The organism is Pseudomonas sp. Os17 (genome assembly GCF_001547895.1).
In the GTDB taxonomy this organism is placed as follows: Bacteria; Pseudomonadota; Gammaproteobacteria; order Pseudomonadales; family Pseudomonadaceae; genus Aquipseudomonas.
This window is the reverse complement of the sequence record NZ_AP014627.1, coordinates 1,725,478-1,742,076: the sequence shown is the minus strand read 5'-3', so window position 1 is coordinate 1,742,076 and position 16,599 is coordinate 1,725,478. Positions and strand designations below refer to the sequence as shown.

Below are 16,599 nucleotides of genomic sequence, written 5' to 3'. Positions count from 1 at the left end.
AAATTACCACCTCACATAATTAGAAAAAATCGACTCAAATTTATCAAGCTCATCTTGCGAGGCCGGCCGCCACTGCCCCCGCCGAATCCTATCTCTTGTATTAGCTTTAGGATTATCCAATGAAATTACAACCTCACCATCAGGCTCAATAATATGAATACGAACTTTTAGCCCCTTGATTACCCATCTACCATCATCCTGAATCAAAATATCTGCAGGCCGCGCAACCTGAACATCATTTACAACAGAGCCAACCGGGCGCCCTTCTTTATTTCTGATTTTAGCATGCGCACCCTGAGTAATTTTTTCACCTTGAGAGTTATAAACAATCCCTGAAGACGGAAGCTCCTCCACAGGTCGAACATAGTCGCTCTCACCTACACCGCCAATAGGACGATCGCCTGTAGTAGTTAAACTGTCCGGGCTACTACCGCCAGCATATACTTCACTAGAAGGATTCCCTCCTGACGTATCAACAATCGGATTGACCAGCTTTCGGTTTTCATCAAGCAGGTGAATTGGAAACGCAGTGAGTGTTATCAACTCTCAAAGGCCGATCAAAATTTTTAGCTGCCTCTGCACCTCTTCCTTTGCAACACCACCTACTTTTTTAGCGCTCTCAACAACCGAGTTGTCTGTGTGTCCGGGATTAGTTGACCATTACAGCGAGATGGATGTGATTTGATGAATATAACGATGAGGCGGATGCTGGAGCAGATGCTCCAGCAGGCACAAAAGCGGCGTGAAAGTTGTCTTTTTTATCGCATTTGATCGAATATCGATCAATGACTTAATCATCCTCTTTGACGATAGAATGACCACTACAACCAAAACGCACTACCACACATAAATTTCGCGCACTTATTCCGCGCATCTTCAATCACTTCAAAACCACAACATAGTCTTTCAACTCTGCCTTTAGCCGCTCAAACAGATGCTCTCCTTCTTTATTAAACTCCGCCTCATCCTCCTCGCTAGAAAATCCAGAGTCAGGAGGATATTCCTCATCTAATGTATCATCATACTTAAGCGCCCATGACATTAGATCAGCTTTGAGCTCTTGTAAGATCGGCAACTCCTCAGGATCAAAATTCCCAATAGAGTCTGGCGACAAGCTCCACAATGGAAAACACTGATAGTCAGGCATCAGTTTAATGATCTTCATTCCACCCTCAAAATTAGTTACACCCTTGAGAGCAACTTTACTTTTATGGTCCGATATAGATACCCTCGGCAGATCCAGGCGAGCTAATAGGCCAGTCCATTTTTTTAGCCACCTCAGCAGCAAGCCCTCTTATTTCCTCCCAGTGGACAGAGTCGTACAAAGAATTTTTAGTCCAAATCTGCGAATTGGACTCACCACTAATAGATAAAATCTTCTCATCTAGATGTTGAATTGCCAATAGCGCGTCTGCTGACACCAGCTCTCTAAAAACCTCAAGACCTTCTAAGACATCCTCCCAAATTAATGCAAGCTCATCTGCAACATTAACAAAAGGTGGAAATAAACGCACCTGTTCAGATGCTGGAATAGCCAAAGCTTGAATTATCCATTTTAATTTTGACAACATCAAACTAACCTCCAGAAACAATCTTTGCCTTTTCCCCATGATTCGGCTTATACGTTGAAGGATCAACTATCTTTATAGTCCCCTCTATTGCAGTAGAGACTTTATAATAAGCTCCTTCATGCCGACCTCCACCAGGATGAACTTGAACCTGCGAAATTTGGGGATGCCCTTTTACCTCCACAATTAAAGTCTTACTGAAACCACGAGTGAATTTAGGACGAGGCCTGTTTAAGCCAATCATCCCTCAGACCCGTTAAAATATTCAAAACATTGGAATAACTCAAAAATGGCACCAAAAGAGAAAACCCAAAAAACTCACATTCAATATCTACAGGAAGATAAAAATCAAAATCATCTATCCCACCAGAGAAAAAACTTGCATTCAAATGACTTTTTATAGCAACAATTTCCTCAAATAGAACCTTGCAAACCTCATCTTTCTTCGAAACAAAAAACCCATCTACACATATATCTAAAACGCCGCTCTCAAGTTTTACAGAACAAAGCATCTGCCTTTCATCTGCAACCTCATAAAAACGCCCTCGACCCGATGCATCTAGCTGCCTCATTCTTTTTTCAAGGGTACGACGAATCTTCAATACTCAAGCCCTTTTAAGAACCCTTTTAACCCTTCTCGGGTAGCGAGGAAACTGAAGGAAAAATTTTGCTTAACATTATCTACACTACCCATCCCCAACATCGCTCCGTCCTCACAGTTGCATAACGACCTTTTAAATTAATCTTCTCTGCCCCTTGAGACTGCGCATCGTTGAACATCTGTTTCAACGGGCCAACCAACTCAGCTGCACCAGCTGGCCAATAACCGAAATCCCCCTCTGAAGTGCCTACAGAAAAGTCGTTAAAAACTATCTCACAATTATTCAAACTAACCTTAGGAGAATAGATGATTCCTATACCATTCGCAGCATCAAAAGAAGCAAAGCCCAAATTTTTAGAGATATTTTTTAAACTATCTGACTCACTATAACTATACATCACACCCAGACTCAGCTTGTGCTACGAAGTCACATAGACACCATCCCTCTGCACTCCATCCAGCTGAGTACCGCCGGTACGCGGCGTTGTAATAACCCCGCCAGTGTTTAGTCAAACACTCCGCACCTACCACTCTACTTATCAGGAATCAACCCCATCAAAGAGCTACAAAAATCATCTACTGCTGAAAACTCAATACTAGCTTCAAACCCAAAATACACATTTGAAGAATCTTCATCCTTCCCTCCAAAATTAAATAAAAATCCGATCCAAAAATACCCCTCCTCCAAGCTATCAGCCTCTCCCGCCATAAACCTTATTTGAAAATCATTTTCCAACGGCATAAAAATCAATGCCCCATCAACCTTATCAGCGAGCACTGACAATTTATGTCTATGAAAATACTCCACGAGTCTTTTTATATCGTCAAAGTTCAAACTGCAAAAAAATCTATCCGGCAGACAGCCTGAAAATTTCTTATTCCAATCACAGGCAACATCAAAATCAAAAAAACAATTCTTAACCCCTGTACTTTTGACAAGAAATCTCAGCACCCCTGCCTCGGATTCAAGCTCAATCCTCACGCTACTTCCTACTTAAAAAGGAAAATTTTCCCAGCCTTGGTTTCGGGCCATCTTTTGAACATCAAACCTATCAAAATTACGCATACCCCCTTCATCTTCAACAACCAAATTATACTTTTCTACCAGCTCTTACCTCCCCCCCCAAAAAACAACAGCCCCATCATCTCCATGAACTTATGCGATGCATTATCAACCACATCACCAGACCGATTAACATTATTTAAAACATGATACTGCAAGCTTTCAACCGAGCAATTCTTCAGTACAGGCACATCAGGAATGCCAGATGATTTAAATATCACTCCCGAACTCGCTTGTTCTCCACAGCCACAGCCGATAAAACTTAACCCCTCATACAAACTTAATTATCCCACCACACACAAAAAAAAAAAAAAAAAAAAAACAACCATCACATGAGTAAAAGCAAGCCCAAACACACCAACCACGAAGACCATATTACATATAAAAAACAACACTAAATCCGAAAACCCAATACTATCTACCCTCCAAAATTATAGCCCCGCAAAAAAACTAGCTGGATCCACACAAAAAGCAAAAGCGTTAGACTCTTTTATCTTTTCCACAACTAATGGCAATTTTTACTCAACAACCTCACCACTACCAAACAGCACCAAACTACAATCAAACTCAGCTGCAAGAACTAAAATCCCCTCTAGCAGAGATAAAGATAAACTCCTAAAATCCAGATAACATAAAACATCATCCTCCCAAAACTCTACTCGATCACCATCCTCACAACCAAACCTTCTTGCCTCACTAGTCCACGACTCAATTTCCGGAAGCAAACGAGAAATCCCAGCCAACAACAACTCAATATTTCCTATTTCTAACCAATAGTTAGGAAAACCGCCTAAAATCTCTTCAGCGCCCCCCCTTCCCACTATATTCAGGCAAGCGCGCCACCATTTCCCCACATACACTTACTATTCTCTCATCAGGAACCAAAGCAAATTTAAAGTACTAAACAGCCATCACACACCTCATCTCTATTTAGGCTACAGATATCTCCTATTGTATTCAGCGCGTCACTTCCTATAGACCTTTACGCAGCAGCCATAACAAAATAGTTATTTTAGAAAAATCCACCAATCAAGTCCCCCCTCCAAAAGGTCGTCCCCTTCAACATAGTCATACAACTGGATCTGCGAAAAGTCGTCATCATTAACGAATAGTAAATCATGCCCTTCATGCTGCTGAAAAAAGGCCTGAATAATATCCCACGCACGCTTATCACTAAGCCAAGATCTTTCCTTATCAGAGTAAACCCCCTGAACAACTAATCGCCCTCCCTCCTTCGCCAACTTCTTTCCTAAGTTCAATGAAATCCGGCAAGTCTTGCAGCACAAATAATAATACGTCCCCATTTACTTTCCTCTCACAATCGGAACTTGAATAATCCCATGTTGTGTGATTGCAAAAACCTGCTCCAACTCAGGACGCTTCGGCACTACGTTATTTAAAGCTCTATCCATATATCCAGCAACCTGCTTAAATGACAAAATCAACGCACACACATGAATTAACACCACATCTGAAAAGCCATTAAGTTTCGAGTTACCGGCAACGACTGCAACGCTCCCTCACTGCTGATCGACACCCAAGCTCCCACAGACGTCCTGCACGATGCAGCGGCGTATCGCATTCGCGCTGTGACTCAACTGCTGGAAAACTTCGCGACTTCTGATGACGCGCCCAAAGGTGCAGTGGTTCTGCAGGAACTGTCGCTGGTGTGCAGCATTTTGCTGCGAGACGGGTGTGATTTTATGGATGTAGCAGGGCGACGGATGCAAGGTCAGCTATCAGCATAAGCAAAAAGGGGCGGTATTAGAGCCGCCCCTTTAGTCTGGGACAGAGAGTTCCTTTTCATAAAGATCAAGAACACCTCCCTCGCAATCCGCGCCCCCCCAGAAATGCCATCATCCAAACAGAGCACCCATAGACTAAATCACCCCTAACAGCCTGAGATCAGAACTGAACTCCACTGCTTCTTCTTGTGGCACCCCTTCTAAAATACTAGGAAGATCATTATCTCTTAATACTTCCTCAATAACAGCCCGATGATAATCATGAACCTTTTCTGAAGTTCGCCCCCCCCTAAGCACCAGAGCAACAACTTCCAACATCAAAATTTCAACAGGCTTATCAAAACTCCCTTCAAGCTCTGCATATGCATAACCAGCCTCGCTCTCTCCTTCTACCCACAAACTATTATGACGAAGCTTCACCCTACAATAATTATAATAGAGAGCTAAAAAACAAGCCCTAACCTCACTATAAGTTACTCGATCTTCCATTACGGAATTCTCCTTGGAGGTCGGAGCATACCCCCCTGACCATCTATAAAATCAACAGTGATATTAGGATATCTTTCATTAAATTGTTCTCCCGCCCCCAGACAACTCACACATGCTGGCTTTTCTGTAAATATATTTACACTTCCACTTACCGCCCTATTACCACCTAACTGATCGGCGATATTATCAAGAATTTTATATTCAGAGTCTGTCCCTCGATAAACCGGACCCCCTGCTTTATTGGGGACAATTTGAGCTACAAAATTCCCACTTCCCTCACCAATAAATCCTCTACCTGCGGCAGAAATCCCACTATGTGCAGCCATCTGCCTCGATATTCCTGGGATATCTATATCAGCAACGGCAACGTTACCACCGCGTCTCAAGTCAGAGGGTAGTCCAGCTCGAGCATCCATAACTCTTTGTGCAAGGATGGCACTATCAATGATAGTTGCATCACCTTTTCCTGTCCCACCCTCACTATACATCACCCCCGGATTCAGCTTGTGCTCCGGGAGTTACATAGGCACCACCCTTCTGCACTCCATCCAGCTGGCGGGATTCCCTCCTGACGTATCAACAATCGGATTGACCAGCTTTCGGTTTTCATCATCAAGCAGGTGAATTGGAAACGCAGTGAGGGTTATAAACTCCCAAAGGCCGATTGAAATTTTTAGCTGCTTCTGCACCTCTTCCTTTGCAGCACCACCTGCTTTTTTAGCGCTCTCAACAACCGAGTTGGCTGTGTTACGCATATTTTCTTGAACCTGAGGCGTCGCTACTGAGTAGGCCAGCGCAAACGCTAAGGCTCCCATCACTCCTGCGGCAGGAGCAGCAGCGAGATTTAGCGATCCATTTGAAGGGTTCTTCAAATTGGCCAACATTTCTGCCAGCTCAAGTGACTTTTCCGGGCTCTCGCGGGCGATATCCTTCATTCGAGCGATAAGAAGTCTGCCCCCCTCCCCATTCGCTTCGCCGACTTTCGCCCGGATCAGATAATCCATACCCTCCGCGCGCTTGTTCGCATCCTTGCTGACGAGTTTTCGAGCGTTTTCACGGAGCACCAGCACGTTATTCACATGCTTGGATGCAAACTCGATATCACTTCCAGCTGTCAGCAGCACGACCATACTGGCCATAAGCTCGTCAAGCTTTAAGATCGCGTCTCGACTGTTCTCCCCATACAACTCAACATTCTTCTTCCACTGCTCATACGTCTTCTTCGGACTCGCCACCGCCCCAAGGGAAGAACTGCTCGCATACAAATCCGTACGCGATTCTTCATCCTTGGTGATCTCATACGCCTTGCCCACATCCCGGTTCAGCCCGGCCGTTGAATCAGCCCCGGTCTCGGCATCCTTGCGCACCACGATCTCGCCCGCCCCGACAGTGGCGCGCACGATCTGCTCGCGGTCCTTCTGGTAGTCCCAGCCCCTGACGCTCCAGCCGGTTTCACCTTCCTTGCCTTTACCCACCTGGCTGCTGTCTTGTGTGGTGTTACCGCCCGCACTGTAGGTGCCACCCACGTTCAGGTAGTAACCGTGCTCCTTGTCCTTACAGGCGATATCGCTGAAGCCCAGGGTGCCGGTGTCCAGCTTGAGGTTGCCGTTGTCAGCAGAGATCAGCGCACCGTCGATCTGGGTGTGGTTTTCGGTTGAGCCACTGAGCCCCGGAGCAGGACCAAAGGTGGCGGTGACACTGATGTCGAATTCCTTGCCCTTGAACTTGCCGGTGTCGGCGACCGAAGCTACGTTCAGGTCTCCCCCGACACGCCCGATCACTTCATCACCACGCAGGTTGGCACCAGAAATGTTGGTGTCCTTGCCACTGGTTAAACCTAGACGGTCCCCGGCATAGAGATAAGCCTCTTGATGGCGCTCGCCTTCACACTCCAGATTGCCACGCCGGCATAGAACGCCATCTCTTTTCGGTACCGACAGTGATGCCCACTTCCCCACCATCATTGTCGTTTTGCTCGGCGCGGACCTTCAAGCCGCTGCTGATCTTGAGGTTTGAGCTCTCTTATGTACAACCAAAAGGACTCACCCAATCAAGCAAGCCATTACATCTACATCTCGCAAAACCCACTTACTACAGCAACAAACTTATCAAAAACCACATTCACTCAAACAGCAACTAGTCAACTTCCTTTTTATATCTATCAAACGCATCCCCCCCCTCATCAACCTGCAATAGAATACGACCGCAAGACGGACACTTGTATGCATCTCTTCTAAACTCATTATATAAATCCAAAAAATCATCACTACTAAAATTAGCACCAGCAGCCTCCCACTTATTTAGCAATCCAACGATTACCTTCTGAGGAACAAAATCATATAAAAACTCCTCCTCCATTGTACGAGCAACCATTACACAACCACATTCACACTGTAACTTTGACATTAGTTACCTCCTAAGACCGGACGATCAAAACGATGTATTTGCCCTTTTGAATCCTGAAAAAATAATGTATGGATATTTTTAGCATTGGGTTTGCCCCAAACCCTATCTGCAATACTTTTCATTTCAACTCCAGACAAATCAATCTGCGTCAAAACAGATGAAGCTTGTGACTTTTTCTTCTCAATAACATTTATAATATTTTTTTGATTTGCTGTGTTCGGCGTATAAACATCAACCTTCCCAATACCAGACACATACATATCTGGCGTCCTTACATCTTTAACTCCTAGATCCGATGCGGTAGCTTTATATTTAACATCATATCCAAGCTTTGCAAACCCTGACCCAGCCCTAATTTCATTTGCATCAGGCCTAGCCAATGGTTCATAAACTACTTTCCCTTCACGAACTACAGGCAGATTAGTATTGGTATCGTGTACAGTTTTATCTACTGACCCAGCGCCCCCCTTTCCAGTATCACCAGCAGAATTCCCCCCACGTTCATTAATTCTGCCATCGTTAACAGAAACATGAGCCTCGCCCTTCGCTCCCTTCTTACCCGGTAACGCACCAGTAAAGATGCTATAGATCAGCTCGCCACCGCCAATTATATAGGCATCTTCTTGAAAATTCGGGTATAACTCTGTCCCTTGAATAGCCTGTGCTGCTGCTTTTCCCGCGTAGGCTTCCACCTTACCCATATTTTCAGCAAACTTCTTACCAAACTCTGTTCCCTCAATAGCTTTCATCACCAGAAACTGCGCAACACCTTTAGGCCCCTGCGCAGCAGCCATAACATAGCCTACAGCTTCCGCTTGCTCTGGATTTTCCTTAATATATTTCTGAGCTGCCGCAAGACTCTCTAAAGTTCCCTGAAGCTCCAATATCCCAGTGGGATTAACCTGCGTTTCTTTCAGCACCAGCGAACCTTGGCTAGGAACGTTGTTACTGGGCTCTACGACCCTTTCAATTTCCTCCAGAACCTTCGGTTCGATACCATTTAATGAGGCGATACCAACAAGAACACCATCGATAAACTTTTGATCTCCCATCATCGCCATAGCTTCGCGGCGACTTTTACCGGAAAGAATCAGTGCCTCAAGTGTACTTTCTGCTAAGTCCTTCCCTGCCACAGCTTCCGCACGAGCATCCATGGGACGCCCTAAAATTTTATCCACGCGATTAATCATCACGTTGAGCGCTGACGCCGCCTTGTTAAAGTTATTCAGTGCAGTTTTGTCATAGTTGAGCAACCCATCAGACCATTGTTTCAGCGTTTCACCCGGTTTGAGTGCAGCGTCAATGGAAGAACTGCTCGCATACAAATCCGTACGCGACTCTTCATCCTTGGTGATCTCATACGCCTTGCTCACATCCCGGTTCAGCCCGGCCGTTGAATCGGCCCTGGTCTCGGCATCCTTGCGCACCACGATCTCGCCCGCCCCAACGGTGGCGCGCACGATCTGCTCGCGGTCCTTCTGGTAATCCCAGCCACTGACGCTCCAGCCGGTTTCACCTTCCTTGCCTTTGCCCACCTGGCTGCTGTCTTGTGTGGTGCCACTACCGGAGCTGTAGGTGCCGCCCACGTTCAGGTAATAGCCGTGCTCCTTGTCCTTACCGGCGATATCGCTGAAGCCCAGGGTGCCGGTGTCCAGCTTGAGGTTGCCGTTGTCGGCGGCGATCAGCGCACCGTCGATCTGGGTGTGGTTTTCGGTGCGGATATCGACCTTGTTCTTGCCAGTGATGCGGGTTTGCTCTTCAACCCAGTCGGTCTTGCCGGTGGTCTGGCCGTAACCGACTGAGCCACTGAGGCCCGGGGCAGGACCAAAGGTGGCGGTGACGCTGATGTCGAATTCCTTGCCCTTGACCTTGCCGGTGTCGGCGACCGAAGCGATGTTCAGGTCACCGCCGACACGTCCGATCACTTCATCACCACGCAGGTTGGCACCCGCAATGTTGGTGTCCTTGCCACTGGTGAAGCCCAGACGGTCCCCGGCATAGAGATAGGCCTCTTGCTGGCGCTCGCCTTCACGTTCCAGATTGCCTTTGCCCATGCTGACGCTGACGTAGAAACCGACGCCTTCTGAACCAAAGGTGAAGCCCATCTCCCCACCACCACTGTTGCGGTTGTTTTCGCTGCTGTGGTCGTTCTGCGCGGCGCGGATGTTCAGGTCGTTGCCGGCATCCAGGTCGATGTTGCGTCCGGCCTGGGCCTGGGTCCCGATCAGGTTCAGGTCGTTGCTGGCCTTGAGGTTGATGTCGCGCCCGGCATCCAGTTGGGTGACGGTGGAGGAGCCTTGGCTGCTCTCGGTGTTGGCGGTGCCGAAGCTGCCTCCGACGCCGATCTTGATGCCGCCACTGGTGCCGCCGTGGATGCCGCCCCACATCTCGGTATTGCGGGTTTCCTCGCTGATGCTGCCTTTGGCCACATCCAGGGTGACGTCGCGCCCTTTGACGTTGATGTCGCGCCCGGCACCCAACTGGCTGCCCTTGACGGTCACGTCGTTGTTGGCCGTGAGGTTCAGGTCGTTGCCGGCCTGCAGGGTTGAAGAGCGGTTGCTCTGCTCGATGATCTCCTGACTGCTGCTTTGCTTGCTGTTGCCAAGCTTGACGTCAGCGGTCGGTCCGGCGAGGAACTGGCTGACCGAGTCGACGGCCTTGAGGGTGCTGGAGGCTTTGCTGGTGTTGTTTTCACCGTCGCCGGCGCCGTTGACGGCGTCCTTGGTCTTGCCGTAGTTGTGGTTGAGGGTGACGCCCAGGCCATTGCGCTCGCTTTCACGCTGCTGCTCGGTCACCCGCACTTCCCGGGCGGCGTCGATCTTGATGTCGCGGCCGGCCACCAGGTTGATGTCGTGATCGGCCCGAAGATCGGAACCCACCTGATTGATGTCGCGCTTGGCGTTGACCGACAGGTCTGCACCGGCACTGATCTGGCTGGCGGCGGCGGTCTGGGTTTCGACGCGATTCTTTTCCTTGTTGCGCTCGGCCCCGGCGAAGAGGCTGACACCGTTGTCGTCGCTGCTGACGCCTACGCCGACTTGCTTGCTCTTTTTCCAGTCCTGCTCCGCTGAGCTGTTCTGTGCCGCCACCACATTGACGTCACGTCCGGCGTCGAGGCTGACATTGCGCCCGGCGCTGATGCCGCTGCCCACCACGTTGATGTCGCGCTCGGCCTTCAGGCTCGCATCGCGCTCGGCCAGCACCTGGCTGCCCACGCTGGTGCTGCTTTGCGCCTGGCGCCCGGACTCCTTGGCCGAGGCAAAGGAGACGCTGGCCCCGGAGGAGGACAGCCCGACCTTTTTCTTGTACTGCTCGCTGCGGCTGTAGGCGGTGTCGTTGGCCGAAACCAAGTTGATGTCACCCGTGTCCTTGACCAGCCCGGCACGCAGTTCCACATCGTTGCCGGCCGTGGCTTCACTGGCCCGCAAGCGAATATCGTTGCCCGCAGCAACCACCACATCGTTGCCGGCATTCAGCTCGCTGCCGACCTGGGTCGCGGTGGTTTGCAACTGGCTCTTGCCGCTTTTGGACAGGCCGAGGAAACCGGACTTGGTCTTCTTGCTGTAGGAACCGTGCTCCTCGACACCGGAGAGGACCGCCACATCGCCAGTGGCGCCGACCATCAGGTCTGCGCCGGCCTTGAGCTGACTGCCAATCACCGTGACATCGCGGCCGCCGTTGATGCTCATGCCGCCATCGGCTTTCTTGCTGGTGTTGAGGGTCAGGTCTTTCCCGGCCTCGACCACAGAGGCGACGTTGGTGCTGTGGTAGCTCTCCTGCTGTTTGCTGCTGCTACGCCCGAAGGAGCCTTTGCTCTTCTTCGAGTAGAAAGAGGCGCTCTCGTCCTTGGCGGACAGCAAATTGAGATCGCGAGTGGCGTCCAGCGCGACGTTTTGCTCGCCCTTCACCTGGCTGGCCACCAAGGTCAGGTCCTGACCCGCCTTGATCGACAGATCGCCGCCAGCGGTCACCGAGGATGCCTGCTGACGTACCTGATCGTTACTGCTGGTGACCTTCTTGCTCTTCGACGCGCGGTGGCTCTCATTGGCCGCAGCCTCGATGGAGACATCACGCGCCGCTGCCAGTGCCAGGCTGCCCTGGGCAGCGACCTTGCTGGCCACTATCTGCAGATCCTGGCCGGCCGCGGCGGAAAGATTGCCACCGACCTGCACTTCACTGCCGTGCTGGGTGGTCTGGCTCTGGCTCCAGCTGGTCTTCTTGTGGCGCCCGCTGCTGCTGTTCACTTGCTCAGTGGCCACCAACGCCAGATCACGTCCCGCCTTGAGACTTGCATCCCCCCCGGCCTGGAGCACGCTGCCGCTGTTACGGATATCCCGTCCGGCGTCGATATTCAGGCTGTTGCCCGCCTCGACCCGAGCCGCGCTGTTGAGGTAGTCGTTGTGCTGGATACCGCCGCCATAACGGGTGTCCTGGCTGACTTTCGAGCGCTCGTTGACGACGTCGCCCTGGGTCGCGACCAGGCTGACGTCCCGGCCTTTGAGAATCCCGCCCTGGGCGTTGCGGATGCTTTGGGTGGCCAGCAGCGACAGGCGTTCGTTGGCTTCCATCAGGCCGCTGTTGTCGATGTTCTGGGCGCTGGCTTGCAGTTGTGCACTGGCGCGCAGGGTGCCCTGATTGGCCAGGGTGCCGCCGGAGATCAGGTTCACATCGCGCCCCTGGATCAGCGCGCCATTGGGCGCCAGGCGGTTGTTGGCCTGGGCCATGTACAGCACCGGTACCAGGACCTTCTCGCCGTTGACCTCCTGTTCCTGCATCCAGACGATGTCGTGGGTCAGGGCCGCAACCTGGGCGGAGGTCAGGGCGACACCCGGTGACAGGTCAAGGGCGGTCTTGCTGGCGATCGCGTTGTCCATCAGGTGGCGGAACATCGCTTCGTCGCTGTCCAGCCCGGCAATGAAGCGCTGGCCGGTACGGGCGATCACCGCTTCGCGGATCAGTCGTTGTTCGTAGAGACCGTCGCCCAGGCGGCGCTGGGTCTGGTCGCTGTTGAAACCGATGCGGCTGAGCAGGTAGTCGGAACTGATGAACTGCTTGAGGTTGGCGAACGCCGGGTTGGTTTCGATCAGGTATTTGTGTTGCGGGTTGCGGCTGACCTTGAACAGGCCGCTGTCACCTTGCGGCAAGCTGAAACCGGGCAAGGCCAGAGGGTTGACCGCTTGTTGCTGCAGGTCCGGAGCGGCTTGCAGGTTCAGCTGTGGCAGGGCCTGAGTGCTGCTGTCCACGGTTGTCAGGCCGACCCGGCTGGCACTGGCGGCCACGGTTTCACCCGGACGAATCACGCTGTTTTCCAGCAGTTGGGTGCCGGTGATGTCCACCTTGCCGGCGCCCTGGATGATTGCCGCGGCGACTTCGCCACTGCCGGAGGTCTCGACCTTGCTGAAGCCGTTCAGGCTACCAAGGGCGATCGCTCCCAATGGCATCGCCGCAGGGTTGTAGCTGGCAGAGTTGGGGTCGTTGTAGGCGTTGTAGCGCCCCATGTTGTTGATGAAGGTGTAGTAGGCGCCGTCGTCCTTGGTGTAGATCGAGTAAGCGTAATTGCGGATCTCGCCGCCACCGGCACCGATGTTCTTCAGGCTGTTGCTCTGCAAGCTGATGTCGCCGGCGGCAGAAACGGTACTGAACTGGTTTTCGAAGCTGTCGCCCTTGAAGGTCAGCTCGGCGCCGGAAATCAGGTTACCGCGCTGGGAGTCCTCGGTGATTTTCGTGCCGTAGACCTCGGTCACCGAGTAGGAGGCTGCACAGTGCTTGCCCTTGCAGTTGTCGGTGAAGTGCAAGGTGATACGCCCGGAGGTCAGGGCCGGAATAAAGGCGAACTTCTCCTTGCGGTTCACCAGGCGATTGGCCAGCAACTGCATGCCATGGGCGCTTTCGATGGTGCCGGAAATGTTTTCGATCAGGCTGGCCGGTTGTTGTCCCGGGGCATTCACGTCCAGGCGCCCAAGGCTGTAGATGTCACCCTTGTCGTTGGTCAGGCTGCTGGTTTCCAGCTGCATGTCGGCGCCGCTGAAGATCAGCCCGCCCTGGTTGACCAGGGTCGGGGTTTCGATGTGCAGGGCATTGCCCGCCCCCAGGGTGCCCTGGTTGGTCAGGCTGTCGACCTTGAGTTGCAGGTCGCCGGCGGCCGTGAGCGTGCCGAGGTTCTGCAGGTGACTGCCGAGGGTGAAATCGGCGGCAGCACCGCTGCGCACCTCGGCCTCTTGGCCAAGGTCGGCGCGGGCGGCTGCAAGGGTCATGCGCCCCTGGCTCTTGAGAATACCGCTGCCTTGGTAGGAGCCACTGAGGATCAGCTTCAGGTCGCCGTCGGTTTCCAGGCCGCCATCGTTGATCCAATGATCACCACTAGCCTCGACCCCCTCGACCGAGACCAGCTTGCCAGTGCGGGTCTGGGTGAAGGTCCCGACCTTCAAGCCGATCTTTTGTGCCTGGATCCGGCTGGTGTTGCTCCAATCCGCCAGGTCCAGATCCAGCCGACTGTTGGTGATGAAACTACCGCCAGCATTGCCAGCGTCCGCCAGGGACAACACGAAACCTTGTTGCCCCAGGTGGCGCACCAGCCCTTGCTGATTGCTCAAGCCCCCACTGCTCAGAATCAAGCGCTGATTGCCGATCTCCACCAGGCCCTGGTCGTTATCGAAACGACCACCGATGCTGAAGCGGCTCTCGCCCTGCTCGCCCAAGGCCCGCAAACTGCCCTTGGCGTTGCTCACTGAACCGGCGTCCACCGCGAGGCTTTCCCCGGCCTCGATCAGCCCCGCGTCGTTGTCCAGCTTGCCGGAAAGCGCCAGCCCGATGGTTTCGGCGCTGAGGCTGCCCTTCTGATTCTGCAGGCTGTCGACGGAGAGTTGCAGGTGCTTCTGGCTGGCGATCTCGCCCTCGTTGTTGCGGAGCTCGCCGCCCTTGAGCTGCAAGTCGCCTGCGGTGGACAGCACATGCCCCTGATCATTGAGCAGACGGGAGCGGCTGCTGATCTCGACTGCCGCCCCGCGGGCCTGCCCCTGAGTGTTGTCGAAGGTCGCGCTTTTGACCTCAAGCTTGCCGGTCTGGGCGTTCAGTCGTCCTTGCTGGTTGCGCAGTTCATCGGCTTCCAGGCTCAGTTTTCCGGCACCCGTGAGGATCTTGCCGCCGCCGTTGTCGAGGACCTGTTTGACCCTGGCCTTGAGCTCGCCCTGGTTGGCTTGCAGGGTGCCCTGGCGGTTATCCAGGCTGTCGGTGTTCAGGGTCAAGTCTGCGCTTTTGCTGAGCAGCAGGCCCTGATCGCGGTTGTCCAGAGTGTCGAGTACCACCTTGACAGACTGCTCGGCGGCCAGGGTCCCGCCACGATTATCCAGACTGCTGCCCTCAACCTTGAGGGCTTGCTGGCCAATCAACTGACCACCACGGTTATCAACACGACCGGCCTTGAGGTGCAGATCACCCGCAGCCACCAGTTCCGCGTCCCGGTTATCCAGGCGCTCCAGATCAGTCGTGAGGCTGCCCCGGGCGTTGATAGTGCCGGTATTGGTCAGACTGCCGCCCTGAAGCTGCAGATGGCTGCTGGGATTGATGGTCTCGATAGCCTCTTGCCGCTGGAGCCCCGCATTAAGCTGACCACGACTGACCACCTGCCGGCCTTCGAGGTGCACGTTGCCGCCCGCTGTCAGGTTTTTGTCCACCGCCAGTTTTTCAGCAGCAACCACTTTGGCGTTCCGGTCCGCGTACACCGACTCGGTCAGTTGCACCTCTTGCGCCTTGAGTTGCACATCGCCCATGGCCTGAGCACGAGCCAGGGTCAATTTGCCATTGGCATCGATTTGCAGGTCGCCGCCGCTGGTGGCCATGTCCCCCGCCAACTTCACCCCCACCCCGGCTTCAGTGCCCACCAGCTTGATCGCCCCGGCGTACATGCCGCCCAGCGCCGAGGAGTCGATCGCCAGTTGCGGCGCATCCGCCGGGTTGGCGGTGCGTGCCGTGGCGTTCAAGGTCTGGGCGTCGACATCGTTGGCCCCGGCGATCACCGCCAGGTGCTTGGCCTGGATCTCGGCGTTGATCTTGGCGCTGCGGGTGATGATTTCGAACTGGTCGATATTGCTGGCGTTGAGCCCCGCGCCTTCGATGGCGACGCTGCCCTGGTCCACCTGGTAACGCTGGACCTGACCATTCTCGATCACCGGTTTGCCGGTGGTCAGGGTGGCCTTGGGGGTGTTGATGAAGCCGCAGCCGTTGCAGGTCACGCCATAAGGGTTGGCGACGATGACATGGGCTGATTGCCCGGCCACTTCGGTGTAACCCTTTAGCTGGCTGGGGCTGCCGCCATTGACCTCGTTGAGGATCACATTGGCCGCGCGGCCACCCAGGTTGCTGTTGCCGATGATGTAGCCACCCAACTGGGTGTTCTGTAGGTTTTGCGTGGCGTTGTTGAGAATTACGCCCTGCTGGCCGACGTTGTAATCACTGAACTTGTTGTGGGACAGCCCGCCGCCATTGGGCGCAGCAATGTTGACGATAGGCACGCCATTGGCCGCTTGCCCGAGGCTGGTGCCGCTGCCGTTGACCACGATGCCGTCGGCCATCGCCACCACCGGCTGCCAGAACATCATGTTGGCCAGGATGAACGCCAGACCACGCTTGGGCAGGCCCCAAAAGGACTCACGGGATTGCAGGGCAGCCGAAGGCTGGCGGGCCAGGAAGGCAAACTGACGAACGTCCATGTCGAAAATCTCAGGCAAA

Annotated in this window: 12 protein-coding genes and 1 pseudogene; 1 reads left to right on the top strand and 12 read right to left on the bottom strand. The window is 52.9% G+C overall.

Features of this window, described 5'->3' with window-relative positions:
* Positions 1 to 3: 3 nt before the first annotated feature.
* From POS17_RS32240 to POS17_RS07785, 8 genes are all read right to left on the bottom strand, one after another.
* Positions 4 to 543 carry a hypothetical protein gene (locus POS17_RS32240; RefSeq protein WP_197662856.1) on the bottom strand — a complete coding sequence of 180 codons (540 nt, stop codon included), beginning with the start codon at positions 541 to 543 and terminating at the stop codon, positions 4 to 6.
* Between the two features lie 337 nt (positions 544 to 880).
* Complete coding sequence (locus POS17_RS07790; RefSeq protein WP_060838071.1) at positions 881 to 1,165, bottom strand: hypothetical protein; 285 nt, start codon at positions 1,163 to 1,165, stop codon at positions 881 to 883.
* Positions 1,166 to 1,208: 43 nt separating this feature from the next.
* A complete protein-coding gene (locus tag POS17_RS31570; protein ID WP_129405514.1) occupies positions 1,209 to 1,571 on the bottom strand; it encodes a hypothetical protein in 363 nt (120 codons plus the stop codon).
* A gap of 212 nt (positions 1,572 to 1,783) precedes the next feature.
* A complete protein-coding gene (locus POS17_RS31565; protein WP_129405513.1) occupies positions 1,784 to 2,170 on the bottom strand; it encodes a hypothetical protein in 387 nt (128 codons plus the stop codon).
* Between the two features lie 79 nt (positions 2,171 to 2,249).
* Complete coding sequence (locus POS17_RS31560; protein WP_129405512.1) at positions 2,250 to 2,567, bottom strand: hypothetical protein; 318 nt, start codon at positions 2,565 to 2,567, stop codon at positions 2,250 to 2,252.
* Between the two features lie 134 nt (positions 2,568 to 2,701).
* Complete coding sequence (locus tag POS17_RS31555) at positions 2,702 to 3,151, bottom strand: hypothetical protein (protein ID WP_129405511.1); 450 nt, start codon at positions 3,149 to 3,151, stop codon at positions 2,702 to 2,704.
* Between the two features lie 599 nt (positions 3,152 to 3,750).
* On the bottom strand, positions 3,751 to 4,092 hold the full coding sequence (locus tag POS17_RS31550; RefSeq protein ID WP_148654943.1) for a hypothetical protein: 342 nt from the start codon (positions 4,090 to 4,092) through the stop codon (positions 3,751 to 3,753).
* A gap of 147 nt (positions 4,093 to 4,239) precedes the next feature.
* Positions 4,240 to 4,536, bottom strand: coding sequence for a hypothetical protein (locus POS17_RS07785; protein ID WP_060838070.1), 297 nt, complete (start codon positions 4,534 to 4,536; stop codon positions 4,240 to 4,242).
* A gap of 177 nt (positions 4,537 to 4,713) precedes the next feature.
* Between POS17_RS07785 and POS17_RS32270 the strand changes: the two genes are divergently transcribed.
* Entirely contained in the window at positions 4,714 to 4,980 is a 267-nt protein-coding gene (locus tag POS17_RS32270) for a hypothetical protein (RefSeq protein WP_082729834.1), read from the top strand.
* 132 nt (positions 4,981 to 5,112) lie between these two features.
* On the opposite strand, the gene imm2 is transcribed toward POS17_RS32270, so the two are convergent.
* From imm2 to POS17_RS07775, 4 genes and pseudogenes are all read right to left on the bottom strand, one after another.
* Positions 5,113 to 5,466 carry an Imm2 family immunity protein gene (imm2, locus tag POS17_RS30745; RefSeq protein WP_082729833.1) on the bottom strand — a complete coding sequence of 118 codons (354 nt, stop codon included), beginning with the start codon at positions 5,464 to 5,466 and terminating at the stop codon, positions 5,113 to 5,115.
* Positions 5,466 to 7,479 (bottom strand): annotated as a pseudogene (locus POS17_RS07780) (deaminase domain-containing protein); the annotation flags it as partial. The pseudogene POS17_RS07780 and the gene imm2, both read right to left, overlap by 1 nt.
* A gap of 123 nt (positions 7,480 to 7,602) precedes the next feature.
* Positions 7,603 to 7,872 carry a hypothetical protein gene (locus POS17_RS31545; protein WP_129405509.1) on the bottom strand — a complete coding sequence of 90 codons (270 nt, stop codon included), beginning with the start codon at positions 7,870 to 7,872 and terminating at the stop codon, positions 7,603 to 7,605.
* On the bottom strand, positions 7,872 to 16,580 hold the full coding sequence (locus POS17_RS07775; RefSeq protein ID WP_159426418.1) for a hemagglutinin repeat-containing protein: 8,709 nt from the start codon (positions 16,578 to 16,580) through the stop codon (positions 7,872 to 7,874). The genes POS17_RS31545 and POS17_RS07775 overlap by 1 nt, the downstream gene beginning before the upstream one ends.
* Between the last annotated feature and the right edge of the window lie 19 nt (positions 16,581 to 16,599).